General features: G+C 65.1%; 27 protein-coding genes. 7 read left to right on the forward strand and 20 right to left on the reverse strand.

Going from position 1 to position 26,510, the window contains the following annotated elements; translation table 11 throughout:
* Positions 1 to 21 precede the first annotated feature (21 nt).
* From AC1RRJ_RS15955 to AC1RRJ_RS15970, 4 genes are all read left to right on the forward strand, one after another.
* Positions 22 to 828, forward strand: a complete 807-nt coding sequence (locus AC1RRJ_RS15955) for a flagellin (RefSeq protein WP_493124400.1) — start codon at positions 22 to 24, stop codon at positions 826 to 828.
* Positions 829 to 931: 103 nt separating this feature from the next.
* Positions 932 to 1,795, forward strand: a complete 864-nt coding sequence (gene motA, locus AC1RRJ_RS15960) for a flagellar motor stator protein MotA (protein ID WP_493124402.1) — start codon at positions 932 to 934, stop codon at positions 1,793 to 1,795.
* Complete coding sequence (locus AC1RRJ_RS15965) at positions 1,795 to 2,658, forward strand: flagellar motor protein MotB (RefSeq protein ID WP_493124404.1); 864 nt, start codon at positions 1,795 to 1,797, stop codon at positions 2,656 to 2,658. The genes motA and AC1RRJ_RS15965 overlap by 1 nt, the downstream gene beginning before the upstream one ends.
* A 97-nt stretch (positions 2,659 to 2,755) precedes the next feature.
* Positions 2,756 to 3,901, forward strand: a complete 1,146-nt coding sequence (locus tag AC1RRJ_RS15970; RefSeq protein WP_493124406.1) for a sigma-54 interaction domain-containing protein — start codon at positions 2,756 to 2,758, stop codon at positions 3,899 to 3,901.
* Between the two features lie 192 nt (positions 3,902 to 4,093).
* On the opposite strand, the gene AC1RRJ_RS15975 is transcribed toward AC1RRJ_RS15970, so the two are convergent.
* From AC1RRJ_RS15975 to fliE, 17 genes are read right to left on the reverse strand one after another with little or no spacing between them, the layout of a single operon-like run.
* A complete protein-coding gene (locus AC1RRJ_RS15975) occupies positions 4,094 to 4,483 on the reverse strand; it encodes a flagellar export chaperone FliS (protein WP_088471939.1) in 390 nt (129 codons plus the stop codon).
* 11 nt (positions 4,484 to 4,494) lie between these two features.
* A complete protein-coding gene (gene fliD / locus AC1RRJ_RS15980) occupies positions 4,495 to 5,868 on the reverse strand; it encodes a flagellar filament capping protein FliD (protein WP_493124409.1) in 1,374 nt (457 codons plus the stop codon).
* 53 nt (positions 5,869 to 5,921) lie between these two features.
* A complete protein-coding gene (locus AC1RRJ_RS15985) occupies positions 5,922 to 7,061 on the reverse strand; it encodes an EscU/YscU/HrcU family type III secretion system export apparatus switch protein (protein ID WP_493124411.1) in 1,140 nt (379 codons plus the stop codon).
* A gap of 3 nt (positions 7,062 to 7,064) precedes the next feature.
* The gene (fliR, locus tag AC1RRJ_RS15990) at positions 7,065 to 7,844 is read right to left on the reverse strand and encodes a flagellar biosynthetic protein FliR (RefSeq protein WP_493124413.1); all 780 of its coding nucleotides are present in this window, start codon (positions 7,842 to 7,844) and stop codon (positions 7,065 to 7,067) included.
* Between the two features lie 7 nt (positions 7,845 to 7,851).
* Complete coding sequence (locus AC1RRJ_RS15995; RefSeq protein ID WP_088471796.1) at positions 7,852 to 8,121, reverse strand: flagellar biosynthetic protein FliQ; 270 nt, start codon at positions 8,119 to 8,121, stop codon at positions 7,852 to 7,854.
* A 4-nt stretch (positions 8,122 to 8,125) separates the two neighbouring features.
* Positions 8,126 to 8,911 carry a flagellar type III secretion system pore protein FliP gene (gene fliP / locus AC1RRJ_RS16000; RefSeq protein ID WP_493124415.1) on the reverse strand — a complete coding sequence of 262 codons (786 nt, stop codon included), beginning with the start codon at positions 8,909 to 8,911 and terminating at the stop codon, positions 8,126 to 8,128.
* The gene (locus AC1RRJ_RS16005) at positions 8,901 to 9,179 is read right to left on the reverse strand and encodes a FliO/MopB family protein (protein WP_493124417.1); all 279 of its coding nucleotides are present in this window, start codon (positions 9,177 to 9,179) and stop codon (positions 8,901 to 8,903) included. The genes fliP and AC1RRJ_RS16005 overlap by 11 nt, the downstream gene beginning before the upstream one ends.
* The gene (fliN, locus tag AC1RRJ_RS16010; RefSeq protein WP_493124419.1) at positions 9,179 to 9,517 is read right to left on the reverse strand and encodes a flagellar motor switch protein FliN; all 339 of its coding nucleotides are present in this window, start codon (positions 9,515 to 9,517) and stop codon (positions 9,179 to 9,181) included. Before fliN ends, AC1RRJ_RS16005 begins: the two co-directional genes overlap by 1 nt.
* Positions 9,510 to 10,457 (reverse strand): flagellar motor switch protein FliM, encoded by a 948-nt coding sequence (locus AC1RRJ_RS16015; protein WP_493124421.1) that lies wholly within the window; start codon positions 10,455 to 10,457, stop codon positions 9,510 to 9,512. The genes fliN and AC1RRJ_RS16015 overlap by 8 nt, the downstream gene beginning before the upstream one ends.
* Positions 10,454 to 11,059, reverse strand: a complete 606-nt coding sequence (locus tag AC1RRJ_RS16020) for a flagellar basal body-associated FliL family protein (protein WP_493124423.1) — start codon at positions 11,057 to 11,059, stop codon at positions 10,454 to 10,456. The genes AC1RRJ_RS16015 and AC1RRJ_RS16020 overlap by 4 nt, the downstream gene beginning before the upstream one ends.
* 17 nt (positions 11,060 to 11,076) lie before the next feature.
* Entirely contained in the window at positions 11,077 to 12,231 is a 1,155-nt protein-coding gene (locus AC1RRJ_RS16025) for a flagellar hook-length control protein FliK (protein ID WP_493124425.1), read from the reverse strand.
* Positions 12,228 to 12,674 carry a hypothetical protein gene (locus AC1RRJ_RS16030; protein WP_493124427.1) on the reverse strand — a complete coding sequence of 149 codons (447 nt, stop codon included), beginning with the start codon at positions 12,672 to 12,674 and terminating at the stop codon, positions 12,228 to 12,230. The genes AC1RRJ_RS16025 and AC1RRJ_RS16030 overlap by 4 nt, the downstream gene beginning before the upstream one ends.
* The gene (locus AC1RRJ_RS16035; protein WP_493124429.1) at positions 12,671 to 14,002 is read right to left on the reverse strand and encodes a FliI/YscN family ATPase; all 1,332 of its coding nucleotides are present in this window, start codon (positions 14,000 to 14,002) and stop codon (positions 12,671 to 12,673) included. The genes AC1RRJ_RS16030 and AC1RRJ_RS16035 overlap by 4 nt, the downstream gene beginning before the upstream one ends.
* Positions 13,999 to 14,601 (reverse strand): FliH/SctL family protein, encoded by a 603-nt coding sequence (locus AC1RRJ_RS16040; RefSeq protein ID WP_493124431.1) that lies wholly within the window; start codon positions 14,599 to 14,601, stop codon positions 13,999 to 14,001. The genes AC1RRJ_RS16035 and AC1RRJ_RS16040 overlap by 4 nt, the downstream gene beginning before the upstream one ends.
* Positions 14,594 to 15,634, reverse strand: a complete 1,041-nt coding sequence (fliG, locus tag AC1RRJ_RS16045) for a flagellar motor switch protein FliG (RefSeq protein ID WP_493124433.1) — start codon at positions 15,632 to 15,634, stop codon at positions 14,594 to 14,596. Before fliG ends, AC1RRJ_RS16040 begins: the two co-directional genes overlap by 8 nt.
* Positions 15,627 to 17,273, reverse strand: coding sequence for a flagellar basal-body MS-ring/collar protein FliF (fliF, locus tag AC1RRJ_RS16050; RefSeq protein ID WP_493124435.1), 1,647 nt, complete (start codon positions 17,271 to 17,273; stop codon positions 15,627 to 15,629). Before fliF ends, fliG begins: the two co-directional genes overlap by 8 nt.
* A gap of 4 nt (positions 17,274 to 17,277) precedes the next feature.
* A complete protein-coding gene (gene fliE, locus AC1RRJ_RS16055; RefSeq protein ID WP_493124437.1) occupies positions 17,278 to 17,619 on the reverse strand; it encodes a flagellar hook-basal body complex protein FliE in 342 nt (113 codons plus the stop codon).
* 247 nt (positions 17,620 to 17,866) lie between these two features.
* Between fliE and AC1RRJ_RS16060 the strand changes: the two genes are divergently transcribed.
* The 3 genes from AC1RRJ_RS16060 (at position 17,867) to AC1RRJ_RS16070 (ending at position 20,840) form a co-directional block, all read left to right on the forward strand.
* Complete coding sequence (locus AC1RRJ_RS16060; RefSeq protein WP_493124439.1) at positions 17,867 to 18,682, forward strand: flagellin N-terminal helical domain-containing protein; 816 nt, start codon at positions 17,867 to 17,869, stop codon at positions 18,680 to 18,682.
* 239 nt (positions 18,683 to 18,921) lie between these two features.
* Positions 18,922 to 19,788, forward strand: a complete 867-nt coding sequence (locus tag AC1RRJ_RS16065) for a flagellin N-terminal helical domain-containing protein (protein WP_493124441.1) — start codon at positions 18,922 to 18,924, stop codon at positions 19,786 to 19,788.
* Between the two features lie 233 nt (positions 19,789 to 20,021).
* The gene (locus AC1RRJ_RS16070) at positions 20,022 to 20,840 is read left to right on the forward strand and encodes a flagellin N-terminal helical domain-containing protein (RefSeq protein WP_493124443.1); all 819 of its coding nucleotides are present in this window, start codon (positions 20,022 to 20,024) and stop codon (positions 20,838 to 20,840) included.
* A 130-nt stretch (positions 20,841 to 20,970) separates the two neighbouring features.
* Here the strand turns inward: AC1RRJ_RS16070 and AC1RRJ_RS16075 are convergent, their stop codons facing one another.
* The 3 genes from AC1RRJ_RS16075 to AC1RRJ_RS16085 are packed head-to-tail and all read right to left on the reverse strand — an operon-like array spanning position 20,971 to position 26,469.
* Positions 20,971 to 24,243, reverse strand: a complete 3,273-nt coding sequence (locus AC1RRJ_RS16075; protein ID WP_493124445.1) for an error-prone DNA polymerase — start codon at positions 24,241 to 24,243, stop codon at positions 20,971 to 20,973.
* Positions 24,240 to 25,775: a Y-family DNA polymerase gene (locus AC1RRJ_RS16080; RefSeq protein ID WP_493124447.1), complete on the reverse strand. Its 1,536-nt coding sequence runs from the start codon at positions 25,773 to 25,775 to the stop codon at positions 24,240 to 24,242. Before AC1RRJ_RS16080 ends, AC1RRJ_RS16075 begins: the two co-directional genes overlap by 4 nt.
* Positions 25,681 to 26,469 (reverse strand): ImuA family protein, encoded by a 789-nt coding sequence (locus AC1RRJ_RS16085; protein WP_493124449.1) that lies wholly within the window; start codon positions 26,467 to 26,469, stop codon positions 25,681 to 25,683. Before AC1RRJ_RS16085 ends, AC1RRJ_RS16080 begins: the two co-directional genes overlap by 95 nt.
* Between the last annotated feature and the right edge of the window lie 41 nt (positions 26,470 to 26,510).

Below are 26,510 nucleotides of genomic sequence, written 5' to 3' on the forward strand. Positions count from 1 at the left end.
ATTAATGCCGTGGGCAATCGCATGACGCGCGAAATCGCGCGCCAGCAGAAACTCTCCAGCCAGCTTGAACGCACGATGGTGCAGATTTCGAGCGGCAAGCTGATCCAGCGCATGTCCGACGACCCGGTCGCGGCGCGGCGCATCGCGACGATCGGCAAGACGCAGGCGAGCATGAAGACCTGGTCGACCAACATCAAATCGGCCGAGGCGCTTGTCTCGCAGGCCGATGGCGTGCTGAAATCGACCGGCAATATGCTGGTCCGCGCACGCGAACTGATGCTGTCGGCGACCAGCGATTCAGTGAATCCGGCCGATCGCGCGACGATCGCGGCCGAACTCAGCGCGATCGCCAACGAGCTCGACGGGCTTGCGGCGACGCGCGATTCCAATGGCGAGCCGCTGTTTGCGGCAAGCAATGCCAAGGTCGTGCGCTTTGATTCCGATGTCAGCTTCGCGCCTGTGCCGTCGGCGAGCGACGCCTTTGTGATGGGCGGCAACAGTCTGTCGACCGGGCTGCGCGATGCCGCCGCGGCGCTCACTTCGGGTGACAAGGTCGCGATGGGTGCCTCGCTCACGACGCTCAATGCCGCGATCGGTCATGTCGCCGACCAGAATGCGGCGCTTGGCCTTTCGGCGGGGCGGCTCGAACGTATCGGCGACGGGCTGGAGAGCCGCGGCATCGCGCTGGCGGACGAACGTTCGGCGGTCGAAGACACGAATTTGTCGGTCGCGATTGCGCAGCTAAACGCGCAGGACTTGACCCTGAACGCCGCCCAGGCGGCCTTTGCGAAGATCAACCGGCAGAGTTTGTTCGATCTTTTGAACTGATCGACTCAACATCGCGGCGCTGCTGCCGTTAATCATCAAGACGTTCTCGAATTTAGCGGGCCCCCGTTCCTGAAACGGGGCGCCCGAATGGAGTTGGCCCTGCATGTTTCCCGTTGTCGGCATCATCGTACTGATCCTGCTGGTCTTCGGGGGCTTCGCGCTCACCGGCGGCAATCTCGGTCCCGTCATGCACGCGCTTCCGCACGAGATGCTGATCATCGGCGGCGCCGCCATCGGGTCGCTGATCATCGGCAATTCGGGCAAGGAGCTCAAGGCGCTCGCCGGCGGGCTCGGTAAGGTGTTCAAGGGGCCGACGTACCAGAAGGCCGACTATCTCGACTGCATTCTGCTCGTTTCGACGCTGATGAAGATGATGCGCACCGACGGCCCCGTCGCGGTCGAACCCCATATCGAGGATCCGGCGAACTCGCCGATCTTCCAGCAATATCCCAAGCTCTTGAAAGATCAGACGCTCGTCCACCTGATCTGCGACACGCTGCGCCTCGTCGTCGTGTCGTCGGGAACGCTTGATCCGCACGCGGTCGAGGAAGTGATGGATAGCGCGCTGAAAAGCCACCACCACCACGCGATCAAGCCCGCCGATGGTTTGCAAGGCCTTGCCGACGCGCTGCCTGCCCTCGGGATTGTCGCGGCGGTGCTCGGCGTCGTCAAGACGATGGGCTCGATCGACCAGCCGCCGGCGGTGCTTGGCGGAATGATCGGTTCGGCGCTGGTCGGCACTTTCCTGGGCGTGCTGCTTGCCTATGGCCTGGTTGGTCCGTTCGCGACGCGCGCGCGCACCGTGATCGAAAGCGACGCCGCGATTTATCATACGGTGAAGCAGTTGATCATCGCCTCGCTCCATGGCCATCCGCAGCCGCTGGTGATCGAGGCCGCGCGGTCGGGCGTTGACCATGCCAATCAGCCGAGCTTTGCCGAGGTATTTGACGGAATGCGCGGTCGCTGATGGCCGCGCGTCCCAACATGCCGCGGCCGATCATCGTCAAGAAGATCATCGAGGCCCCCCACGCCGGACATCATGGCGGCGCGTGGAAGGTGGCTTATGCCGACTTCGTCACCGCGATGATGGCTTTCTTCCTTTTGATGTGGTTGCTCGGTGCGACCGACGAGAAACAGCGCAAGGCACTTGCCGACTATTTTGCGCCCACGATCGTTCAGACCAAGACCGACAGTGCCGGGTCGACCGGTATGTTCGGCGGCGACTCACTCGTTGCGGCCGACAAATATCCGCACGGGGCGGCGCAGACCGGGACGCGCTCGATGACCATCCCGCGCGACGCCGTGGGCGGGCCGAGAGAGGCGTCCGGGCGCGAGCGCGTAAAGGAAAACCAGCGCTTTCGGCAGCTTGCCCAGTCGCTGGTCGATCGCGTGCAGGCCAAGGCCGACCTCAAGCGGTTGGCGCCCAATTTGCGTTTCACCGAAACTTCCGAGGGACTGCGTATCGATATTATCGACGATGCCGATTTCTCGATGTTCGTGATCGGCACCAGCCAGCTGACCGTCGACGGCGCGCGCCTGTTCCGCGAGATTGCAGTGGCGATCGCCGCGGCACCCAACCAGCTGATGATCCGGGGCCACACCGATTCTGCGCCGTGGTCGGCAAAGGCCGGAACCAACAATTGGCGGCTGTCGGTCGACCGCGCCGAAGTGACGCGCAACTTTCTGGAGTATCGCGGTATCACCCCGAACCGTTTTTCGCGGATCGAAGGGGTCGCGGATCGCGAGCCCTATATCCCCAGCGACCGATTCGATCCGCGCAACCGCCGTATCTCGATCACGCTGGGTTGGGGTGATGGTGGCGGGAATTAGTGCCAATTTGGCAGTATTAAAACCATCAATGACGCAATAGCGCGACCATTGCTGCCAACTTGGCAATAATCCTTTGTTTTGAAAGGGTTATGATTCAATGGATAATCTTTTGTTTACCAATTTCGTCAATCTCTGGGGCATCGAAAAGACGCCCGGGGGGGCGATGGAGACAAAGATGATCGAGGGTGGGCACAACAACGCAATGACGGCGCTTGAGGCGCTGATCATCGGGCACAGCCCGGCGGCGCAGCACCTGCGCGAGATGATCCGCCGCGTCGCTCGCTCGAACGCATCGGTCATGCTCTGCGGCCCGTCGGGCTCGGGCAAGGAACTGGTCGCCCGCGCGATCCACGACGAGGGCGTCCGTTCGGGCAAGCCCTTTGCCGCAATCAACTGCGGCGCCATCCCCGGCGAGCTCATCGAATCCGAATTGTTCGGCCACGAAAAAGGCTCGTTCACCGGCGCCACCGCCCGCCGCCTCGGCCATTTCGAGGCCAGCGAGGGCGGCACCATCTTTCTCGACGAAATCGGCGACATGCGCTTTGACATGCAGGTCAAACTGCTCCGCGTGCTCGAAGACCGGACGATCGTCCGCGTCGGCAGCAGCGAAGTGCGCGGCGTCGATGTTCGTGTCATCTCGGCGACGCACCAGGATCTGGATGGCGCGATTGCCGACGGCAAGTTCCGCGAAGATTTGTTCTTCCGGCTCGGCGTGGTTGTGTTGCAGGTCCCCAGCCTTGCCAGCCGCGTCGAGGATATTCCCGCGCTGATCCGGCACTTCCAGCGCAAGATGCCCGCCGACGCCAAATGCCGTTTCGAGGATGCCGCGATGGCGCTGTTGATGCAGCACCGCTGGCCCGGCAATGTGCGCGAACTGCGCAATTTCGTCGAACGCGCCAGCGTGTTGCATGGCGGCGAGACACTCGGTGCCGACGATGTCGCGATGCTTTTGAATCCGACCGCAGCTTTTGCTCCGCGCTACGCTGCGCCCATCAGTTTTGTCCCGGCGCATACCGGCGCGGAAGAATTGGCCACTCCGGCCGCCGCGCATAGCAAGGCACCGGCACCGGGGCGGCCGATCGATCTCAAGCGCGAGATCGAAACAATCGAACTCGAACAGATCCACGTCGCGCTCGACCTTGCCGACGGCATTATTTCGGAAGCGGCGCGCCTGCTCACGCTGAAGCGCACGACGTTGATCGAAAAAATGCGCAAATATGGGGTTCACCAGCAGGCCGCGTAACGCGCCTGCAGAGTTTCAGCACCCGCTGAAAAAATGGGGGCTCTGGTCCGTCCCTATCACCCGGCCGTCCAACCCCACTGGACGGCCGGGTAACCAGCGGGACATTTCCTTGTCTTACCCAAAAGGCATCGGCCCGCGCCGCCCTTTCCAGGCGGCGCGGGCCGATGCCTTTTTCTACGTGCTGGACGAACGCTAGCCCAATTGTCGCCAGGCCGAGCTGATCGTCAAAATTCCCTCGAGCAGATCCGCCAACGCTTCTTCGCTGTTCGCGGCGACGGCTTCGTCGAGCTTGCGGCGCATGCTGCGATAGACACGTGACAGCGCCCCGGCGACGTCGCCCCCTGCTTCATGGTCGAGCCCGGCGTCGAGCCCGATCAGGATCGCGCGCGCGCGGTGAGCGGGATCGGTCGCTGAAATGCGCTGCCCTTGGCGCACCATCGCACCGAGAACACCGATTGCGGTTTCCAGCTCGTCATAAAGCATCGTCACCAGCTCAACAGGGCTGGCGGTCGCGGCACGGCTTTCATGCTGCAATCTGCGATAAAGCCCGGTCGCCCGGACGGTTGAAGCGGTAGCTGCCACGGTCAGGGCCCTTAGTCGTTACGCGAGTTGGTCCAGAGTTTGATCTGCTGTTCGAGATAGGTCTGCGTCGCCTTGATCGTCGCGAGGCGCGCTTCCAGCGAGCCATATTGCTTCTCGAGCCGCTTGCGATAGGCATCTTCGCGGACCTCGATCTTCTCGAGCGTTTCGGTCAGCGCCTCGCGGCTGGTCGTGAGCGATTTCGACACCCGGTCCATGACACCATCGGTGGCGATCGCCTTGTCGCGGATCGCGTCGAGCGCGAAGGCGATGCCGGGATCGGTCGCTTCGGTGTGGGTTGCGTCGCGGCGCGGGTTGAACAGCGCCTCGACCGCGCCCGCGTCGGCGGCGAGCACCGCGTCCAGCTTTTTGCTGTCGAGGGCGAGAGTGCCTTCCTTCGTCGTCGAAATACCGATATCGGTCAGCTTGTTGATGCTGCCATGGCTCGAGAGGACCTTGCTGACGAGGCTGGCGAGTTCGCGCTCGAGTTCCTGCAGCGACTTTGTCGGTCCCGACATTTTGGACGCCGACTCCAGGCTCTTTTTCATCTGGTTGTAGACCGAGACGAAATCGCCAACCGTCTGCTTGATCATGGCGAGCGGGCGGCTGGCGCCAATGTCGACCGGTTGCCCGGGGGCGGCCTTTTTCAGCGTCAATGACATGCCGGGCACGACGTCGTCGACGATATTGCTCGCGCGGCTGAATGCCACGCCGTCGATAGTGAATTCGGCGTTGGCGGCGCTTTGACCCAAGGTCATGCCGCCGCCCGACCCATAGCCAAAGGCCGCGAGCGCCGGGTCGGCGCCGGCATCGGCGGTCAGGGTGAAGGCGTTGGTTTCGCCCGACGGTCCTTTCAGGATCATGCGATGTCCGCCTTCGTCGGCGATGATCGACGCGGTCACGCCGCTGCCGCTGGCGTTGATTGCCTTGGCGAGGCCGTCGAGACTGTTGTCTGCAGCGCCGATCGTGATCGTTTTGGCAACGCCCCCGATCGTCAGCGTCATCGTACCGGTTCCGATCGCGGCGGCGCGGTCGGCAACCACGCCCGAATAGGTGGTCTGCGCACGCGCAAGCTGATTCACTACCACGGTTGCGGCAAAGCTGTCGGCGTGGATGCCGGCGCGCGCGGTCGCGCCGAGAACGCTTTCGTCCGACACCGTCGGGGTGCTGCGCAAGGTGCCGTCGGCGACCATCTGTTCCAGCGAGTTGGCAAAGCCGTCGAGGTCCGACCGCGCCTGCGCGACGGCGCTGATCCGAGCCTGATTCTGCTGCGCCAGCGTGTTGATCCGCGCGACTTTGGGCGCGCGCGATGCGTTGGACAGGTCGGTGACCAGCTGCTTGATGTCGATCCCGGATCCGGCACCGAGGCTGTTGATGATTGAGCTCATGGTAATTTCCTTCGCACTTCTTAACGGCAGCGCGAGGACGGCATTAAGTCGATTTAATCCTGACGGCGCCCGTCGGGATCGAAGCGGTGCGACGCGGGGACATCGACGCTGGGCTGCGGTGTGCCTTCGGCGACCGCGCGTTCGAGCCGGAAGACGAAGGCGAGCACGGTCGCCACGGCGACAAACAATTCTTCGGGGATCACGCGCCCGGCGCGCGCGGTGAAGTAAATCGCACGGGCGAGCTGCGGATATTCGAGGATCGGGACATCGACCGCGCGCGCCAGTTCGCGGATCGCCAGCGCGACATCACCGCGCCCGCGCGCGACGACGACCGGCGCGGCGTCGACCCCGGGGCGATAGCGCAGCGCGACCGAGAAATGCGCCGGGTTGGTCAGGATGACGGTGGCATCGGACACCGCCTTGCGCGCCGAACCGCTCATCATTTCGTGCGCGCGCTGGCGCTGGGCCTGTTTGAGTTCGGGCGCGCCGTCCGACTGGCGCATTTCCTCCTTGATTTCCTGCTTGCTCATCATCAGCCGCTTGTTGCGCTGGAACCATTGCACTGGCACGTCGATCAGCGCGATGACGACCAGCCCGCCGGCAAGGGTGAGCATCGCATGGCCGAGCGCCTGTCCCGCGAGGCCGATCGCGGAGGAGAGGTCGCTCGCCGCCATCGACATGATCGCGGGCAGGCTGCGCGCGACGAGCCAATAGCCGATGAGGCCCAGAAGCAGAACCTTGGCGATCGCCTTGCCCAGTTCGGCCAGCCCTTGCGTCCCGAACATGCGCTTGAGCCCGGTCATCGGGTTGAGGCGATTGCCCTTGAAGGCGAGCGCCTTGCCGCGCCAGCCGAACGAGCCAAGCAGCGCCGGCCCCGCGATCGCGGCGCCCAGCGCCAGCGCGAACAGGCTGGCGAGCGGCAGCAGAATCTCGACCCCGTTGCGCAACAAGGCCTCGCCCGGGGCGAAATCGGCGACATCGGCGGTGGTCAGCGTCAGCCCCCGGCGCACCAGGTCGCCCGCCGACTGGACGAACCAGCCGCCTGCGGCGATGATCCACCCTGCTGCGGCGAGCATCATCAGCGCGGTCGCAAGCTCGCGCGACATCAGCACATCGCCCTCGCGCGTAGAGTCGGCGCGCTTCTTGGGCGTCGCCTGTTCGGTTTTCTGGTCTTTTTCAGTTTGCCCCGCCATGGCTCAGCCGCCGGCAATCCTGCGCGCGGCATCGAGCGCGTCCGACAATATGCGCGCGATCGCCTCGGCCATCACCGGCGTTCCGATCGCGAGCAGGATGACGCCCGCGAGAAGGGTCGCGGGGATGCCGACCGCGAACAGGTTGAGTGCAGGGGCCGAACGGCCGATCACACCCATGATGATCTGAACCATGATGAGGACAAAGCCGACGGGCAGCGCGATCGTCAGCCCGGCGGCGAACATCAGGCTGCCGAAGCGCAGGATGCCACCGATCGCTTCGAAAGACAGGCCGCCGCCGCCGGGCGGCAGGGCGATATAGCTCTCCACGACAATGTCGATCAGCAGCAGATGGCCGTCGGCGGCGAGGAAGAGCGCGGTCGCGAGCATCGAGAGGAATTGCCCGATCGCCGAGCTCATCTGCCCGCTCATCGGGTCGGCCATCGCCGCGAAACCTAGCCCCATCGCGTTGCTGATCGCCTCGCCGCCGAGCAAGGCGGCGGCGAGTCCCATTTGCAGCACGAAACCGATACCAAGGCCGATCATCACCTCGCCAATGATGAACAACAGGCCGGGGACGGATACGATGCCCTCGGGTGGCAGCGCCATCCCCGATGCTGCGACTGCAGGCACGCCGACCGCGAGCGCGATGACGAGGCGGAGCTGGACGGGTACGTTGGCGGCGCCGAACACCGGTGCGGCCAGAAAGGCGGCGCCGGGGCGGATCATCCCCAGCATCCACAGCTGAAGCATCGCCTCGACATTCGGGATGTCGGCGGGATTCATTCCCGGCCTACTTCACCAGGGCGGGAATTTGCGCGAAGATCTCGCGCGTAAAATCGGTGAGCAGCACGAGGATGCTGCTGCCGAAAATCGCGAGGCAGATCGCGGCGACGATCAGCTTGGGGACAAAGGTCAGCGTCTGTTCGTTGATCGAGGTCGCGGCCTGCACCATGCCGAGCAGCACGCCGATGACGAGCACCGGCAGCAGCAATGGCGCCGAGGCAAGCGCGAGAATCCACAAGGACTGCTGCGCCACCCCGATGAAATAATCGGCCTCCATTTCGCTAACTCACGAAAGAGGAAGCGAGCGAGCCCATTGTTAGCGCCCAGCCGTCGACGAGGACGAAGAGCAATAACTTGAAGGGCATCGATATGATCATCGGCGACAGCATCATCATGCCCAGCGACATCAGCGCGGAGGCAACGATCAGGTCGATCACGAGGAAGGGCAGAAAGATCAGGAAGCCGATCTGGAAAGCGGTCTTGAGTTCGCTGGTGACGAAGGCGGGCAGCAGAATCGAGAAGGGAACATCCTTCGGGCTCGCATAACTTGGCGCCTTGGCGATCTTGGCGAACATCATCAGGTCGGATTTGCGCGTCTGCTTCATCATGAAACCGTGGAGCGCGACCCCCGATCGCGATACGGCCTCGCCAATATCGATCTGCTCCTGGCCATAGGGCTCGATCGCGACGCGATTCACCTCGGTAATCACCGGCTGCATCACAAACAGAGACAGGAAAAGGCTGAGCCCGACGAGCACCTGGTTCGGCGGCGTCTGCTGCAAACCCAGCGCGTGGCGCAGAATCGACAGGACGATGATGATGCGCGTAAAGCTGGTCATCATGAGCAGCAGCGACGGCAGCACCGTCAGCAAACTCATCATCACCAAAATTTGCAGCGACAGCGAGAGCGGGCGACCGTTGCCGCCGATTTCGGCGACGGCGCGGTTCAGCCCGTCGGTGGCCTGCGCATAGGCGGCGGGTGCCGCGACGAGGAGCGCGAGACCGCCGACGAGCGCTGCACCGCGCAGCCAGCCGATTTTGGAGAAGAGGGAGCGCTCAGTCGACATGGAAGTCGCCCTGGCTGTCGTCGGCAAGGCGGGTGATGCCGTTCCGCGATACCGCGATCAAAATCTGTTGCCCGCCGAATTCGACGACCGCCAGCTTCGATCCGGGGCCGAGCGGCAGCACGTCGATCATCTGGATCGAGCGCGCCTTGGCGGTTCCGCCAACCAGCGGCACCCCCATCTGGACGCGTTTCCACAGCCACAGGCTGCCCCAGGCCAGTCCGCCGATCATTGGCAGCAGGATCAGGAGGCGGAGGATATATTCGAACATCACTTCCTCCGGTCGAGGCCGCCAAGTCCGCGGTCAGGGGCAACGACTTCGGCGACCTGGATGCCATAGCGGCCGTCGACGCTGACGATCTCGCCCTTCGCGATCAAGGTGCCGTTCGCATAAATGTCGAGCATGTCGGTCGCCGCGCGGTCGAGTTCGATCACGCTGCCTTCGGACAAGGCGAGCAGTTCGGCGAGGGTCATCGAGGTCGATCCGACCTCGACCGACACGCGCAGCGATACGCCGGCGAGCAGGTCGAAATTGGGCGAGGATGCGATGTCCTTGTTATCGCGGCGTTCGCGGCGCGCGGCCGCGGGGGCTTCGCTGATGTCAGTCATGGTCCGGTCCTTCTTCGATATGTTCGATCATGATGGCGGCGTTGCCATTGGCCTCGCCAATGCTGCCCACGGCAAAGTTGCGGCCCGCAACGGTCACCGGCACATGGCGGGGCATGGTGAAGGGGATGACATCGCCCACTTCGAGCCCAAGCAATTTTACCAGGCTGATTTCGGGGCGCGCAAGCACCGATCGGACGGGCAGGCGGATGTCGCGTAGCGCCTTGTTCAGCGTCGCGCTCCATACCGGGTCGGCCGAATGCGTCTCGCGCACCTCGGGAACGGGTTCGGCGCCGGCGATCCCGCGCAGCGCCGCAAGCGGATAGGCGCACAGGACCGTGCGGCCCTCGAACGGCGCACCGCGAAGGACGAAGCGCTGGACGAGCAGTTCGTCGTCGGCGCGCACCGCGGCGAGCTTCGCGCTGTCGCAGGTGACGCAGTCGAGTTCGGGTTCGATCGGCAGCTTGTCGCCCCAGGCGGCGGCGAGCTGGATCCCCATGTCGCGGCCGAGCCGCGCGGCAAAGCGTTCCTCGGCATCGGTCAGGTCTTCGCGTTCGCCCGAAAGCTTGCCCTTGCCGCCATAGAAAATATCGACCAGCTGAAGGATCAATGGCCGCGCTGCGGAAAGCAGCACGGGGCCTTTGAGCGGCGGCGCATGATAGCGCCAGAAGATCGCCGGCGCGGCTTCGCGGCACCAGTCGGCAAAGCTCATCTGCTCCGCCCCGGCGCGCTCGACCTGAATGGCCGTTGCGCCGAGCGCGCGCAGCAGGTCGCGCAGGCTGCGGCCAAACTGGTTGGCGACGGTATCAAGCGCCGGAAAGGCATAGCTGCCCTCCGTCTTGCGTAGCAGCAACGATGCCTTGGCGTCGGACGTGTCCGACGCCGCCGGCTGTTTCGCTGCTGGCGCCTTGACCGCCTTGACCGGTTTGGCGTCAGCTTTCACTGGACGACCAGGCTCGTGAAATAGACATTATCGATACCTCCAAAACCTTCCTTCTCGCGCAGCACCCCGTTGACTGCGCCAGTCAGCTGACGCTGCAATCGCTGTTTTCCTTGCGATGTCGAGAGCAAAACCGGATCCTGTTCGGCGAGTACCATAAGCACAACCGAGCGGATCGGCACAGCCTGCCGTTTGATATTATTGATAACCTTGCCATCATAAAAGGTGGAAAGGCTGATGCCTATCTGCAGGAAACCCGAGCCGTCGGCAAGGTTTGTCGTAAAGGCATCGGTGATCGGATAATAGGTGATTTCATATTTGCGCGGATCGACCTTGAAGCGGTCGTTGGGAACCGCGACGGTGCCGACCTTCAGCGGGGCCTCTTCCTTCTTGTCCTCGGCCGGGGGCGGTTCGTCCTTCCTGCTGCGTTCCACCAGCTTGGGATAATTGTCCTCGGGCTTGGCGGCATGCGCGGCCATGCCGACGCCGAAATACATGCCCGCACCGGCACCGGCGCCGATCAGCACCGCGGCGCCGATGACGATCATCATCAGCTTCTTGAACTTGCCCTTTTTGGGCTCGGTTTCGATTTTGTCCTTGGTCATAGTCGGATCTTTCCTGATCAGGCGAAGCGGCCGCGGCGGTCGGCGGCGCGGTCGTCGTCACGCGGCTCGGCGCGTTCGGTGGCGGTTTCGATAAGATGGGCGGCGTCCTGAGCGGCGCCGCGGCCCTGGCCTTGCTGTGACTGCCGGCCGGTTTCGCCCGGCGTGCAGGTCACTTCGGCGCCGGCGACGCGCACACCCTGCTGGCGCAGGTCTTCGACGAGACGGGTCTGCGCGGCGGTGACGATGACCGCGGTTGCTTCATGTTGGGTGTCGAGTTTCAGCGACATGCCCTCGTCGCCCATTTGCATCGCGACGTCGAGACGGCCGAGGTGGCGCGGCATCAGGCGAAAGCTGACGTCACCGGTCGTCGATTTGGTTGCCGCAATGTCGTGTGCGAGCTGCTCGATCCAGGCGTCGTCGCTGCCAAGGTCGAGCGTGCGTTCGGTCACGATCGCGGGTTGCACCGCTTCGCCGGGGGCGACGGTTCCCTGCGTCCCCGGCTGGGTGAACAGCACGGTCATTGACGCTTCGGCAGGCGCGGCTTTAGCGAAAGACGGTTCGGTCGGAAGCGCGGCGAGCGTCGGGAGCGAGGCGGAAACCTGTTTCGCGGCGGCCGGAATCGTTGACGTCATGTCGTCGATCGAGGGTGCGGCGGTGTCGGCCGGCTTGGCGGGCTTCCCGGCGGCTGCGACGATGGGTGACCAGGTGGTCACCGGTACGGCAGGTTCGGTGATGGCAAGAGTCATCGCGGCGGCGGGGTCGGCGCTCGCTTCGGCGTCAGTCTCTGACGCAGCCCCGGCGGGCTGGCCCGGCACGGGCTTCGTTCCAGGGGCGATAGCACCCGCGCCCGCGCCCGCGATTGCGATCAGCAGGTTGGCTGCGGTCGCAGCCGCGGTATCGGTGGGCACGACGTCCTTGGCCACGACCGGCTTGGCAGTAGCGTCGATTTCGGTCGTTTCGGTGGTGGACAGCGCCGCGTCTTCGACGCTCTGCGGCAGTTGGAGCTTGGCGATGACCGGGATCGCGCCAGCGCCGGGCGCGGACTGGGGCGCGGCGGCAAGCAGCTGGCTGAAGCTGCCGTTTTCGCCGCCGGTCGCGGGGGCCTGACCGATCGCTGCAAGAAAGGTCGCAAGCGCCGGGGAGGTCGCGGGCTGGGGCAGTGCGCTCATCATGCTGCGCCGCCTTCGATCAGGCGCAGGCGCATGCCGACGCCGGCACGGTATGGACGGTTGGCGTCACTGCGCCGCTCCTGTTCGACTTCGGCCGCCTTGCGGCTGCGTTCGTAAAGGCGGACCGCCGATTCTTCTTTGACCATCGCGCTCTGGGCGAGCACGCCCATATGGTCGCGGCGCGCGCTGGCGTTGCTGAGCGGTGCGGTCAGATTTTCCTGTGCGATGTCGAGCCGCATCGCGAGCTCGCCGATCGTGTTGAGTGCGCCGGCTGCGACCGCGCCCTTGGCCATGGCAAGGTCGACGCGCAACGTTTCGAGGCGCCGTGCGAGTTCGACCAGGCTCGCAAGTTCGCCATTGGCGCGTGCGAGATTGGCTTCGGCCATCTGATGTTCGACGGAGCGCACGCGAATGATCCGTTTGCGGCGTTCGGTGCGGGCGTTCATGCGGTATATCCTTCGATCAGTATTTGGCGCGAGGCCTGGAAATCGACCTGCGCGGCGGCGGGTTGCGAAACGAAAGCGAGCTGGTCGGCGCGCCGGGAAATGGCTTCGTCGAGCACCGGATCGGTGCCGGCAACATAGGCGCCCATCAGCATCAAATCGCGATTCTCCTCATAGGCCGACCACAGTTGGCGAAAGCGTGCGGCGGCGGCGGCATGGGGGGCATCGACCGAATCGACCATCGTGCGCGACAGCGAACGCGCGACGTCGATCGCGGGATAGACGCCCTGTTCGGCCATGGTGCGCGACAGGATGATATGGCCGTCGACGATCGCGCGGGCGCTATCGACGACGGGGTCGTCAATATCGCCGCCATCGGCGAGGACGGTGTAGAGTGCGGTAACCGAACCGCCGGTTTCGCGGTCGATGCCGGCGCGTTCGCACAGCGAGGGGATCAAAGCGAAGACCGAAGGCGGATAACCCTTCATCGTCGGCGGTTCGCCCAGCGTCAGGCCGATCTCGCGCTGCGCATGCGCGACGCGGGTCAGGCTGTCGATCAACAGCAGCACCTTTTTGCCGTCGGCGCGGAAGGCTTCTGCAATCGCGGTCGCACGCATCGCGGCGCGCAGGCGAAGCAGTGGCGGATGGTCGGCGGGAACCGCGACGACGACGGCCTTTTTGCGGACTTCGGGAGGAAGCTTGGTTTCGACGAAATCGCTGACCTCGCGGCTGCGTTCGCCGATCAACCCGACGACGATGACGTCGCATTCGGTGCCGGCGATCATCTGGCCCATCAGCACCGATTTACCGACACCCGAGCCCGCGATGATCGCGACGCGCTGGCCTTCGCCGACGGTGAGCAGGCCGTTGATTGCGCGGACGCCCATGTTGAGCGGCCTGGTGACGCGGCCGCGGCGCAGCGGATTGGTCTTGCGCCCGGCGAGCGGCCACTGGAATTGCGATTTGATCGGCGGGCGGCCGTCAAGCGGGTTGCCCTGCGCGTCGATGATGCGGCCGAGCAGCGCTTTGCCGCACGCGACCATGCCCGATGCGCCATGCGGTTCAACCGGCGCGCCGGTGACGAGCGGCATGTTGGCGTCGAACGGCAGGACGAGGCTGCGGTGGCCGCGAAAGCCGACGACTTCGCCGTTCACATATTCATTGTTCGCCGACTTGATGCGGACATTGCTGCCGAGCGGCTGGGGAAAGCCAGATACTTCGAGCATGATGCCTTCGTGCGAGACGAGCGTGCCGATGCGGCGCGGGCTCGCGTCGGTGAGGTCGATGGGATCGAGCAGCTGACGCGCCGACAGGGACAGGCGGCGCGTCATGCACCGTCTCCGGCGCCGCCGAGCGCGGCGCGCAGTTCGTCGAGGTAAACGGCGCGGCCATGTTCGATCCAGCCTGCCGAGGTTTCGATGCGGACCGTGCCGCGCTTCATCGTCGCGTCGGCTTCGACCGGCAGGCGGAGCGGGCAGTCGACGAGCAGCGCGGCGTCGGCGGGGTTAACCCACAGGGTGCGCGCCTTGTCGGCTTCGGCCACGAGCGCTGCGGCGGTTTCGGCCTGCGCCTGAAGCCATGCCGCGTCGATCGGCGCGGTCTCGACGATCTGGCGAACCAGCCGTTCGACGGTTTCGGCGATCAACTGTGCCAGTTCTTCGCTCGGCTCATCCTGCAACGCCTCGGCACCGGCAAGCAGTGCGAGCAGCTGGTGGCGCTCGGCCGAATAGGCCGATTCGGCGAGGCGCTGGCCTTCGGCGAGGCCGAGGGCATAGGGATCGTCGGCGATGACGGTATCGGCCGTTTCATCTTCCATGTCGGCGTCGGGGGCTTCGGGCGCGAAGGACAGCGGGCGGAAGCCGCCCTTGCGGGCCATCGCATCGCCGAGCGCGCCGGCGGCGAAACCCGTTTCAGGGAAGCGATCAGACATAGTCGTCGCCTCCGCCTGCAATCATGATTTCGCCTGCGGCGGCCATCTGGCGCACGACCATCATGATCGCCTTTTGCGCTTCGTCGACGTCGGTGCGCTTGACCATCGTCATTTCGGCCATTTCGTCGCGGATCGTTTCCGATGCGCGCTGCGACATGGTGGCGAGGCACAGGTCGACCATTTCTTCGTCGGTGCCCTTGAGGGCGATTGCGAGTTCGGCGGCTTCGACCGCGCGCAGCACGGTGCTGAGGCTCTTCTTGTCGAGATCGCGGAGGTTTTCGAAGATGAACATTTCTTCCTCGATCGCCTGCGCAAGCAGCTTGTCGGTCTTTTTGAGCGCGCGGATCGTGCGTTCCGAAAGCTGCTTCGGCATTTTCTTCATGATCTTGGCGACGTCGCTGGGGCCGCCGATCGTCTGCTTCGCGACGCGCTGGCCGTCGGCATTGGCGCTGGCGAGCACCGATTCCAGATCTTCGATCGCCGCGGCGGGGACCGAAGTCAGCTGCGCAGCGCGCAGCACCAGATCGGCCTGCAGCACTTCGTCGAGGGTTTCGATCGCGCGCGCGGCGACATCGGGGATCAGCACCGACAGGATCAGCGCGCCGACCTGCGGATGCTCGCTGGCGAGCAGGCCGCTGATCGCCTCGACATCCATCCAGCGCAGCATTTCGAGCGACGCGGCGCTCGACTGCGGCGCGACGGCGGCGAGGATATTGTCGGCGCGGACGTTGCCGACCGCCTCGTGGATCACGGTGCGGATGCGGCTGTCGGCACCGATCGCGAGCGCGCTGACGTCGCGGCTGCGGAGCACGAAGCGGTCGAGCGCCTGCTCGATTTGATGTTCGCTGGCATTGGCCGTGTCGAACATCGCTTTCGCGAGGTGGCGGACTTCTTCGGGGTCGAGCTGCTTCAGGATCGTTGCGGCTTCGCTTTCGTCGAGCAGCATCAGGAGGATAGCGGCGGCGGCCGATCCTTCGATTGCGGGTTTGGCTTTGGCGGGCATGCCCAATACGGTGTCGGCGGCGTCAGGCACGGGCGCCCTCCTGCATCAGCTGGCGAACGACCAGTGCGGCGCGAGCCGAATCCTGGCGGACAAAGGCACGAACGAGATTGGCGCGGGTTTCATAGCTCGGCGCGGCCTCGATCATGTCGAGGGTGATTTCGCGGCGGCCGTTTTCCAGTGCCGGACGGCCGCTGGTCGCGGTGAGCAAGGTTTCCTCGATCGCAGCGGTCTGTTCGGCGCGGGCTGCGGCGCGTGCTTTGGCGGCGCGGATCAGCGGGCGGCCGATGAACAGGAAGACGAGCAGTGCGGCAAGGATGGCGCCGACCTGTGTGATCAGCGGCATGAACCAGCCCTGGTCGTAAAAGGCGGGGGTGGTGTCCTCGATCTTGACGAAGGGGCGCTGGCTGATCGCGACCTGGTCGCCGCGCGCGATGTCGAAACCGACCGCGCCCTTTACCAGACCGTCGATCTTCATCATGTCGGCCTGCGTCAGCGCCTTCGTGCCCTGATTGAGCGCGACCGCGACCGAGACGCGGCGAACGCGGCCCTGCGGCTGGTGGGTCACCGAAATCTCGCGGCCGACTTCATAGGCACGCTGGGCATTTTCATTGCTTTGCGTTTCGGGCGCGCCGGCGGGCGCCGGAACCGGGGCTGTCGCTCCGATTGTCGTTGCCTGCGGCGGCTGGTTCGACAGCGCGCCGGGGATGCCGACGGCGGGCGGCGGAGCCTGACCGCTGACCTGGCGCGTAATCTGTTCGCTGGTGAGCGCACGGTCGTTTTCGGGGAAGCTTTCGCGCGTCGCCTGGCTTTCCGACATGTCGACGTCGGCGTGGACCTCGACGCTGAAATTGCCGGCGCCAAGCATCGGGCTGAGCAACGTGTCGAGCGCGCGGCGGAAGCGATCCTCGATCTGGGTCTGGAGCTGGAACGCTTTCATGTCGGTCGATGTCGCAGTGTCGGACAGCAGCGCGCCGCGCTGGTCGATTACCGACACCTGATCGGCATTCATGCCGGGAACCGACGAAGCGACGAGGAAGCGGATCGCCTGCACCTGACCTTCGCTGAGCGAGCGGCCGTTCTGCAGCGTCAGCATCACCGACGCGGTAGCGGGCTTGTCCTCGCGGACGAACAGGCTGGGTTCGGCGGCGGCGACATGAACGCGCGCGCTTTTCACCGAATCGATGGCTTCGATCGTGCGCGACAGTTCGGCTTCGCGCGCGGCGCGGAGCGTTTCGCCCTCGATTGCGCGGCTCGACCCCATCGGTAGCGCCGCGATCAGGCTGTCGCCGTCGGGCTGGGCCTTGGGCAGACCCTGACCGGCGAGCGCTATGCGCGCCTGATGAAGCTTGTCGGCATCGACCGTCAGCGCGCCCGTCACCGGATCGATGCTGTGCGCGATGCCCGACGTCTGGAGTGCGTCGGCGACTGCCGATTTGTCGGCGTCGGCCAGCCCGGCGAACAGCTGAGCTTGCGGTGCCGACTGGCTGAGGAAATAAGCGAGGGCAGCGATGCCGATCGCGGTGGTGGTGGCGATGGCGGGCAGCGCACGCTGCACCGCGGGTTGCTGCGCGAACTGGCGCAGCGGCGCGAGGCGATCGCCAAGCGTCGCGCCGGGCAGGCGGTTCGCATGTCCGGCATCGATCGGGGTGAGCATCTGTGCGTCGGCCATCGGATTATACCGGCATGTTCATGATGTCGCGGTAAGCGGAGAGCAGCTTGTTGCGCACCTGCAGCGTGGTTTCGAAACCAAGCGAGGCTTTCTGCCGTTCGATCATCACGCTCACGATGTCGTGCGTGTCGCCGCGTTCATAGGATTCAGTCAGCTCGCTCGCCTTGGTCTGCTGGGCGTTGACCTGTTGCAGCGCATTGTTGATCGCGGTGCTGAAATCGGCGCCTCCCTCGGCGCCTTCGCTTCCGCCCGCTGCGCCGCGGCCGGCGGCGCGTTGCAGCGCCACATTCTGATTGAGGATTGAACTGCGCATCAACAACAGCCGGCTCTGGTCAATCGTGCTCATTATCTTTTCATCCGTTCTGAGGTGCAGCTGTGCGCCGCTCGCAGAGAACGATGCAAAGGCCGTGCCAGAATGCTTAATGGCGCATTTTCAGTGATATATGCGGCGGCTGTTCCAACTTCCGCAGGTGCCCGGCATTTTTTTGACGGGCCAGCTTAAGCGCCGCTGTCGCCCGCCGTTACTCATTTTCGTGACCGCTCCTCGAGCCCTCACATTACGGGAATGGCCATCGAGGCCGGAAAGGATCATTATGACCGTCATCAACACCAACGTGAGCGCGCTGCGCGCCCAGAACAACTCGCGTGTTGCCAGCAAGGCGCAGTCGCAGGCGATGGAACGCCTGTCGAGCGGCAAGCGCATCAACAGCGCGAAGGACGACGCCGCCGGCCTCGCCATCGCGACCCGCATGGACGCCAACGTCCGCGGCCTCAACCAGGCCGTGCGCAACGCCAACGACGGCATCTCGCTGTCGCAGACCGCCGAAGGCGCGATGGGCAATATCTCGAACATCCTCGTTCGTATGCGCGAACTGGCGGTTCAGTCGGCCAACGGCACCAACGGCACGACCGATCGCGCCGCAGTCCAGACCGAAGTCACCGCGCTGATTGCGCAGATTGGCGATATCGCGACCCGCACGACCTTCAACGGCACCAATCTGCTTTCGGGCGGCACGTCGATCGCCATCCAGACGGGTGTCAATTCGGGCGAGAGCGTGACGATCGCGATCGGCAACCTGACCGCCGCGGGCCTTGGCGTCGGCGGTGTCGATCTGTCGACGGCGGCGGGTGCCTCGACGGCTCTGGGTCTGCTCGACACGGGCATCCAGACGGTCGCCACGCAGCGCGCCAATCTCGGTGCGCAGCAGAACCGCCTCGAAGCGACTGTCGACAATTTGACGTCGACCGTCACCAATCTGGCAGACGCCAAGTCGCGCATCGAAGACGCCGATTTCTCGGCCGAATCGACCAAGCTCGCCGCTGCTGGCATCCTGTCGCAGGCATCGACCGCGATGCTCGCTCAGGCAAACCAGAGCCAGCAAGGCGTGATGAACCTGCTCCGCGGATAAGCCGAGCCACTCAATTCAGGCTATATCTGGTTGGTCCCTTTGATAGCCTGATCCGATGCCCCGGTCCCCCACGACCGGGGCATCTTCGGGGCCGGATCTTGCAGATTCGGGTGAGGAGAGGGCTTCCACGGCTTTTTGTGCGTGCCGCTTAAGCGCCGCCGCCGTCTGCCGTTACTGGACGAGAGAAGCTTGCCCACTCGCACGCCACGGGAATGGCCTTCGGGCCGGAAAGGAAGAATATGACCGTCATCAATACCAATGTGAGCGCGCTTCGCGCCCAGAATAACTCGCGTGTTGCCAACAAGATGCAGTCGCAGGCGATGGAGCGCCTGTCGAGCGGCAAGCGCATCAACAGCGCGAAGGACGACGCCGCCGGCCTCGCCATCGCGACCCGCATGGACGCCAACGTCCGCGGTCTGACCCAGGCCGTGCGCAACGCCAATGACGGCATCTCGCTGTCGCAGACCGCCGAAGGCGCGATGGGCAATATCTCGAACATCCTCGTCCGCATGCGCGAACTGGCTGTTCAGTCGGCCAACGGCACCAACGGAACGACCGATCGCGACGCGGTGCAGACCGAAATCACCGCGCTGATCGCGCAGATTGGCGACATTACGGGGCGCACGACCTTCAACGGCACCAAGCTGCTCGACGGCAGCGCAACGACCACGCCGATCGACATCCAGACGGGCGTCAACTCGGGTGAGAAGGTGACGATCACGATCGCAGACCTGCGTGCCTCTGCTCTGGGCCGTGCCGCCGCTGCAGGGCCGCCGGCTGTCACCGCTGCCCTTGTGGAAGATATCGATCTTTCGGATGTGGCGGGTGCTTCGGACGCCCTCAGCGTTCTCGACGCCGCGATCCAGACGGTTGCCACGCAGCGCGCCAACCTCGGTGCGCAGCAGAACCGCCTTGAAGCAACCGTCGACAATCTGACATCGACCGTCACCAATCTGGCAGACGCCAAGTCGCGCATCGAAGACGCCGATTTCTCGGCCGAATCGACCAAGCTCGCCGCTGCTGGCATCCTGTCGCAGGCATCGACCGCGATGCTCGCTCAGGCGAACCAGAGCCAGCAGGGCGTGATGAACCTGCTCCGCGGCTAAGCCGGGCTACGAAAATTCAGGCCAAATTTGGCTGGTCCCTTTGATGGCCTGATCAGGCGCCCCGGTCCCCCACGACCGGGGCGTTTTTTTTGGGATCGGCCTCACGCGCCTGGGTGCGGAGAGGTTTTTATGAATGCGGCTTAAGTTGCGCCGCCGCGTGCCGTTACTGGATAGAGTGAAGCTCAGCCAGCCGCACGCTACGGGAATGGCCATCGAGGCCGGAAAGGAACATCATGACCGTTATCAACACCAATGTGAGCGCGCTTCGCGCCCAGAACAACTCGCGCGTTGCCAATAAAATGCAATCGCAGGCGATGGAACGCCTGTCGAGCGGCAAGCGCATCAACAGCGCGAAGGACGACGCCGCCGGCCTCGCCATCGCGACCCGCATGGATGCCAATGTCCGCGGCCTCAACCAGGCCGTACGCAACGCCAACGACGGCATCTCGCTGTCGCAGACCGCCGAAGGCGCGCTGGGCAATATCTCGAACATCCTCGTCCGCATGCGCGAACTGGCTGTTCAGTCGGCCAACGGCACCAACGGAACGACCGATCGCACCGCGATCCAGACCGAAGTCACCGCGCTGATGGCGCAGATCGGCGATATCGCCACCCGCACGACCTTCAACGGCACCAAGCTGCTCGACGGCACCGCAGCGGCGATCGACATCCAGACGGGCGTCAACAGCGGTGAAAAGGTCACGATTGCGATCGCTGACATGACCGCCACTGGCCTCGCCGTTAACACGGTCGACCTGTCGACGGCGGCGAACGCCTCCCTGGCGCTGGGTCTGCTCGACACGGGCATCCAGACGGTCGCCACCGCGCGCGCCAACCTCGGTGCGCAGCAGAACCGCCTTGAAGCAACCGTCGACAATCTGACGTCGACCGTCACCAATCTGGCAGACGCCAAGTCGCGCATCGAAGACGCCGATTTCTCGGCCGAATCGACCAAGCTCGCCGCTGCTGGCATCCTGTCGCAGGCATCGACCGCGATGCTCGCTCAGGCGAACCAGAGCCAGCAAGGCGTGATGAACCTGCTCCGCGGCTAAGCCGGGCTACGAAAATTCAGGCTATATCTGGTTGGTCCCTTTGATAGCCTGATCCGACACCCCGGTCCCCCACGACCGGGGTGTCTTTTTGTCTGAGAGAAGCGGCGCCGGCGCGCTCCCTCACCCAGCCTCAATGAAAGTCGCGCGACTTGGGCAGGATGCGGACGTCGCGCGGGTGGCCATGGCGCGGGGCATGCCTGCGCGGCGCCTGTGGGTGTGCGGCCTCGTCGGCGTACGCCAGTTCGGGGTGCACCGGCGTTCCATCGCCCAGTCCGTCGAGCATCGTGGTGCGGTCGACGATCCGCGTTGCCATCAGATGGATGACGCCCTCCTTGCTTCGCTGCACCTCGCCCTCCGCCAGCATCAACCGTGACGCCATGACGGCGCGGCGGTAGCGTTCGAAATGGCGCGCCCACAGCAGGATATTCACGATCCCGCCCTCATCCTCGATCGTGATGAAGACCGCATTGCCCTTGCCGGGGCGCTGGCGGATCAGCACGACGCCCGCGGTGCGGACGATCGAGCCATTTTTCGCCGCCGCGACCCCGGTACAGCTCAGCACGCCTTCCTTTGCGAAGGCGGGGCGCAGGAAGGCCATCGGATGCCCCTTCAGCGACAGGCGCGTCGTTTGATAATCGGTGAGCACATGTTCGACGAGCGGGGTGGCGGGCAGCTTTGCGTCGGCCTCGGCGCCGAGCTCGTCGGCTTCGGCAGCGCCGAACAGCGGCAGCACCCCCTGCCGCACCCGCCGGGCATCCCAGAGCGCAGGGCGGCGATCGAGCCCCATCGAACGGCAGGCGTCGGCATCGGCGAGCAGGCGCAGTGCGCGAGAAGGAAGCCCGGCGCGGCGGGCGAGTTCCTCGACGCTGGTGAAGGGCGCCGTGCGTGCGACGGCGATTTGCTCCGCCCAGAGCTCGCGAAACCCGTCGACCTGTCGAAACCCCAGTCGCAGCGCGAGTGCACCGTCGTCGCGCCGTTCAAGGCTGTTGTCCCAGCCGCTGGCGTTCACATCGACTTCGCGCACTTCGACCCCATGCTCGCGTGCATCGCGGACGAGCTGCGCCGGGGCGTAAAAACCCATCGGCTGCGAGTTGAGGATTCCGCAGGCGAACACCGCGGGATGATAATGCTTGATCCATGACGACACATAGACGAGCCGCGCGAAGGACTGGGCGTGGCTTTCGGGAAAGCCGTAGCTGCCGAACCCCTCGATCTGTTTGAAGCAGCGTTCGGCGAACGCTTTCTCATAGCCACGTGCGACCATGCCGCCGACCATCTTGTCACGGAAATTCTCGATCGTGCCGACGTTGCGAAAGGTCGCCATCGCGCGGCGCAGGCCATTCGCTTCTTCGGCGGTAAAATCGGCGGCCGTGATGGCCAGTTTCATCGCCTGTTCCTGAAACAGCGGCACGCCAAAGGTTTTGCCGAGAACGTCTCTGAGTTCGTGCGGGTCATGTGGTGGTGCGGGTTTGGGGAATTCGACCTTCTCTTCGCCATTGCGTCGCCTGAGATAGGGGTGAACCATATCGCCCTCGATCGGTCCCGGCCGGACGATCGCGACCTGCACGACCAGATCGTAGAAGATACGGGGACGCAGGCGTGGCAACATGTTGATCTGCGCCCGGCTTTCGACCTGGAACACCCCGATGCTGTCGCCGGCACACAGCATGTCGTAAACCGCCGGATCCTTGGCATCGAGGTCGAGTTCCAGCGTTTTGTCGCCCAGCCCATGGTCGCGCATCAGGTCGAAGCATTTGCGAATGCAGGTGAGCATGCCGAGCGCGAGCACATCGACCTTCATCAGCCCGAGTGCGTCGATATCGTCCTTGTCCCACTCGATGAAGGTGCGCTCGTCCATCGCGGCGTTGTGGATCGGTACCAGTTCGTCGAGCTGCCCTTCGGTGAGGACAAAGCCGCCGACATGCTGCGACAGGTGGCGGGGGAAGGTGAGCAGTTCGCCGACGAAGCGATGCAATCGCTCGACCTCGCCATTGTGCGGGTTGAGCCCGGCCTCGATGAAGCGCTCGACGGGAACCTCGTCGCCCCAGCTGCCCCAACTGGTGTCGGCGAGCCGCGCGGTGACATCCTCGCTGAAGCCCAGCGCCTTGCCGACCTCACGGATCGTGCTGCGCGGGCGGTAATGGATGACCGTCGCGGCGATCGCGGCGCGGGCGCGGCCGTAACGCGCATAAATATACTGGATCACCTCTTCGCGCCGCTCATGTTCGAAATCGACGTCGATGTCGGGCGGCTCGTCGCGCTCGGCCGAAACGAAGCGCGAAAAGAGCAGGTCGTGCTGCATCGGATCGACCGAGGTCACCCCAAGCAGGAAACAGACGATCGAATTGGCCGCCGAACCGCGTCCCTGACAGAGGATCGGCGGCTGCTGCGCGCGCGCGAAGCGGACGAGATCATAGACGGTCAGGAAATAATAGACATATTTTCGCCGGCGGATCAGGCGCAATTCGTTGCCGATGAGCTGGCGGACCTTGGGGGGGAGGGGCGTTCCATAACGTTTTTCCGCCGCCGTCATCACCAGATGGTGGAGATAGGGAAAGGGCTTCCACCCCGGCGGCACGGGCTCATGCGGATATTCATAGCGCAGGTCGTCGAGCTGGAAGTGGATGCGCGTGAGCAGCTTCGCGCTTTCCTTGATCGCTTTCGGATGATTGTCGAACAGCCGCGCCATTTCGGCGGGGGCTTTCAGATAGCGCTCGGCATTGGCGCGGAGCAGCTTGCCGGCCTTCTGGATCGTCATCCCTTCGCGGATGCTGGTTATGATGTCGTGCAAGGGGCGCTGCGCGATCGTCGCATAGAGGGCATCGTTGGTCGCGAGCAGCGGGACGCCTGTTGCGGTGGACAGTCGCTCGCGTTCGATCAGTCGCCGCGCATCTGCGCCCGACCGTGCCATGGTTGCTGCAAGCCATACCGATTTCCGCCGTGCTTGTTTGAGGGTGCGGAGCAGTGCTGCATCTCCGCCCGTTGCGATCAGCAGCAAGTCGTCACAATGTTCGAGAAGATCTTCCAGATAAAGGGTGCAATCGCCCTTTTGTGCGCGCAGATTGCCGGTCGAGAGCAGGCGGGTCAGTCGGCCCCAGCCGTGTCGGGTCGTCGGATAAGCAATGATGTCGGGGGTGCCGTCGGCAAAGGCCAGCCGGGCCCCGACCACCAGCCGGAAGTCGGGCATCGCATCGCCCAGCTTGACTCGCTGCTCCTTCAGAAAGGCCCAGGCCCGCACCACCCCCGCGACGCTGTTGCGATCGGCGATGCCGATGCCGGACATGCCTAGGTTGATTGCCTCTGCCACCATGTCTGCGGGGTGTGAGGCGCCGCGCAGAAAGCTGTAATTGGTCGCGGCGACCAGTTCGGCGAAAGCGGGATCGGGCGCGGGGGGATCGCTCATGCGAACAGCCCGTGGATATACCAGCGCGGGTCGTCCTTTTCCTCGTACAGCCCGTGGCGGAACAGCCAGTAACGGCGGCCCTGAACATCTTCGACGCGGTAATAGTCGCGGGTCAGTCCGCCATTGTCGCGGCGCCGCCACCATTCGGCGGCGATGCGTTCGGGGCCTTCGAAACGGCGGATCGCGTGGGTCGCGCGGCGCCAGCGGAAACGATGCGGCGGGCCGTCGGGGACCTCGGCGATCACCTCGATCGGCTGCGGCGGGTCGAAGAGATAGATGGGGCGTGTCGGCGGTTCGCTGGGCTCGGGGGTAGCCCAGGGCAGCAGCGGCGCGGCGTCGATCGCGGGCAGTTCGAGCTGCGCCTGTTCGGGGATATGGGTGTCGGCGGGCCGAAATTTCCGGACCCGCCCGCGCCCGAGCCGCGTCGCCAGCCGGTCGACGAGTGCGCCAACCGCGGCGCTCTGTACCGCGCCGCCTTCGAGTTTCAGCTGCGTTGCACCCAGCGCCTCGATCCGCGGGACGACGAGGCGGATCATGTCGAAACCGAAACCGGGGTCGAGCGGGTCGCGCAGCGCGTCCATCCGCTCGGCGAACAGCCGCATCGCGAGCGCGACGTCGCGCGTCGGGTGGCCGGTTTCGATCTCGATCGCGCGCGCGAGGCCATCGCTGCGAAAGAAGGTTGCGCGGAAATGGCGTCCGCCTTTGCTGCGCCGGGTCATCTCCCCGGCGGCTTCGCCGATCAGCTCCCCCAGGATTTTCGCGGCATGGGGCATGCTCGCGATCGGTTCGGCGAAGCGACGTTCGGCGGCCACCGGCGACAGCGTCTGGCGCGGGGCGAGCGGACTGGCTGCGTCGCCGAGAATGCGGCGCAGCGCGGTCGCGGCGTCGGCGCCGAAGCGTGCGGCGATATTCGCCATCGGTCGCGCGCCAAGGTCGCCGATCGTCTTCAGCCCCGCGCGGACCAGCCCGGTCGTCGCCTCGTCATCGAGTTCGAGCGCCGCGACAGGTAGCCGCCGGATCGCCGCCGCCTCATCGGGGGCGGGCAGCATCTGGTGGCGCGCGAGCGCACGCGCGGCATCGGGATTATCCGCACTCGCGTGGCGCAGCGTCATGCCGAGCCCGGTGATGCGGGCCTCAAGATCGGCAACCAGCCCCGCTTCGCCGCCGAACAGATGCGCGGCGCCCCCGATATCGAGGATCAGCCCGTCGGGGTGATCGAGCGCGACCAGCGGGGTGTAGCGGCCGCACCCCTGCGCCAGCCGGTCGAGCCATTGCTCGTCGGCGGCGGGTTCGTGCGGCACGGCGAGAAGCTCCTGCACACGCGCCCGCGCATCGGCAAAGGCCACGCCGGGGCCAAGGCCGAGCGCCTGCGCGCGCGCGTCAACGCTGGCGAGGCGGAGCGCGCCGCGCTGCTTTTCGACGAAGACGAGCGGGGCATCAGGCGGCTGCGGCGCCGCGCGGCACCATCGCTCGGCGGGCAGATAGGGGAAGAACAGCGCCAGATAGCGCCGCTTCCCGGAAGATTTGTTCATCACCATTCCACTCCAGCCGCCAGCGCATCCCCGCAGGGCCCGCGCGCCAGCGGAGCAATTCCAGATCGAAGGCGGGCGCCCCCGGTGCCGCCGCCTCCAGTTCGCGCGATTCGGCCGCGGCGATGCTCCAGCGCGTTTCGGCGGCGCTCGGCACCGGCTGCGCATCGATCCGCAAAAACAGCAAAGTCACTCCGGCATCGCGCGCGCCGAGTGCGAGCCGCCGCCCCGCGGTCAGGTCGAGCGCGGGGAGTTTGCCCCAGCTTTCGACGACGACCGCCGCCGATCCAGGGCAGCGCGCGGCGTCGTTGGCGCAGCCGAGCAAGGCTTTTGCGTCGCTGACCTCGACCAATAGCAACCGGTCGGGGTTGCCGCCCAGCTCGGCGATTCCCGGCGCATAAAGCTGTCCTGCGCGCCGCGCGGCGTCGCTTGTCCGCAGCCACAAAACTGGCGCCGCGCCACCGCCGCGCAGCGCGAGCAGCGCCGCAAAAGCGGCAGCGCTCGCGGCGTCGAGTGCGTCGGTGGCAAAAAATTCATGTACACGCCCCGCCGCGAGTCCGCCACCCAGTGAGGCATCGAGCGCACCATGCCCGGTCGCCAGCCAGCCGTCGGGGCGGTGGCTTTCGAGGCCGCCACTGGCGGCCAGCCGGGCGACGCGTTGCCGCAGCCCGGCGAGTGGGGAAGACGACTCGCGCATGATTTTGTTCCTGATATGTTCTATTAGCGCTTTTGGGGTGG

Source organism: Sphingopyxis sp. GW821-FHT12C06, from assembly GCF_058807415.1.

Bases quoted from the DNA above. Each gene is read 5' to 3' on its own strand.
- AC1RRJ_RS15995 (WP_088471796.1), bottom strand. From the start codon at position 8,121: ATGGAGGCCGATTATTTCATCGGGGTGGCGCAGCAGTCCTTGTGGATT.
- AC1RRJ_RS15985 (WP_493124411.1), bottom strand. From the start codon at position 7,061: ATGGCGGGGCAAACTGAAAAAGACCAGAAAACCGAACAGGCGACGCCC.
- AC1RRJ_RS15955 (WP_493124400.1), top strand. From the start codon at position 22: ATGACGCGCGAAATCGCGCGCCAGCAGAAACTCTCCAGCCAGCTTGAA.
- fliP (WP_493124415.1), bottom strand. From the start codon at position 8,911: ATGTCGACTGAGCGCTCCCTCTTCTCCAAAATCGGCTGGCTGCGCGGT.
- AC1RRJ_RS15965 (WP_493124404.1), top strand. From the start codon at position 1,795: ATGGCCGCGCGTCCCAACATGCCGCGGCCGATCATCGTCAAGAAGATC.
- AC1RRJ_RS16065 (WP_493124441.1), top strand. From the start codon at position 18,922: ATGACCGTCATCAATACCAATGTGAGCGCGCTTCGCGCCCAGAATAAC.
- AC1RRJ_RS16020 (WP_493124423.1), bottom strand. From the start codon at position 11,059: ATGACCAAGGACAAAATCGAAACCGAGCCCAAAAAGGGCAAGTTCAAG.
- AC1RRJ_RS16075 (WP_493124445.1), bottom strand. From the start codon at position 24,243: ATGAGCGATCCCCCCGCGCCCGATCCCGCTTTCGCCGAACTGGTCGCC.
- fliR (WP_493124413.1), bottom strand. From the start codon at position 7,844: ATGAATCCCGCCGACATCCCGAATGTCGAGGCGATGCTTCAGCTGTGG.
- AC1RRJ_RS16030 (WP_493124427.1), bottom strand. From the start codon at position 12,674: ATGAACGCCCGCACCGAACGCCGCAAACGGATCATTCGCGTGCGCTCC.
- AC1RRJ_RS16005 (WP_493124417.1), bottom strand. From the start codon at position 9,179: ATGTTCGAATATATCCTCCGCCTCCTGATCCTGCTGCCAATGATCGGC.
- AC1RRJ_RS16080 (WP_493124447.1), bottom strand. From the start codon at position 25,775: ATGAACAAATCTTCCGGGAAGCGGCGCTATCTGGCGCTGTTCTTCCCC.
- motA (WP_493124402.1), top strand. From the start codon at position 932: ATGTTTCCCGTTGTCGGCATCATCGTACTGATCCTGCTGGTCTTCGGG.
- AC1RRJ_RS16060 (WP_493124439.1), top strand. From the start codon at position 17,867: ATGACCGTCATCAACACCAACGTGAGCGCGCTGCGCGCCCAGAACAAC.
- AC1RRJ_RS15970 (WP_493124406.1), top strand. From the start codon at position 2,756: ATGGATAATCTTTTGTTTACCAATTTCGTCAATCTCTGGGGCATCGAA.
- AC1RRJ_RS16025 (WP_493124425.1), bottom strand. From the start codon at position 12,231: ATGATGAGCGCACTGCCCCAGCCCGCGACCTCCCCGGCGCTTGCGACC.
- fliE (WP_493124437.1), bottom strand. From the start codon at position 17,619: ATGAGCACGATTGACCAGAGCCGGCTGTTGTTGATGCGCAGTTCAATC.
- fliD (WP_493124409.1), bottom strand. From the start codon at position 5,868: ATGAGCTCAATCATCAACAGCCTCGGTGCCGGATCCGGGATCGACATC.
- AC1RRJ_RS16035 (WP_493124429.1), bottom strand. From the start codon at position 14,002: ATGACGCGCCGCCTGTCCCTGTCGGCGCGTCAGCTGCTCGATCCCATC.
- fliN (WP_493124419.1), bottom strand. From the start codon at position 9,517: ATGACTGACATCAGCGAAGCCCCCGCGGCCGCGCGCCGCGAACGCCGC.
- AC1RRJ_RS16085 (WP_493124449.1), bottom strand. From the start codon at position 26,469: ATGCGCGAGTCGTCTTCCCCACTCGCCGGGCTGCGGCAACGCGTCGCC.
- fliF (WP_493124435.1), bottom strand. From the start codon at position 17,273: ATGGCCGACGCACAGATGCTCACCCCGATCGATGCCGGACATGCGAAC.
- AC1RRJ_RS16070 (WP_493124443.1), top strand. From the start codon at position 20,022: ATGACCGTTATCAACACCAATGTGAGCGCGCTTCGCGCCCAGAACAAC.
- AC1RRJ_RS16040 (WP_493124431.1), bottom strand. From the start codon at position 14,601: ATGTCTGATCGCTTCCCTGAAACGGGTTTCGCCGCCGGCGCGCTCGGC.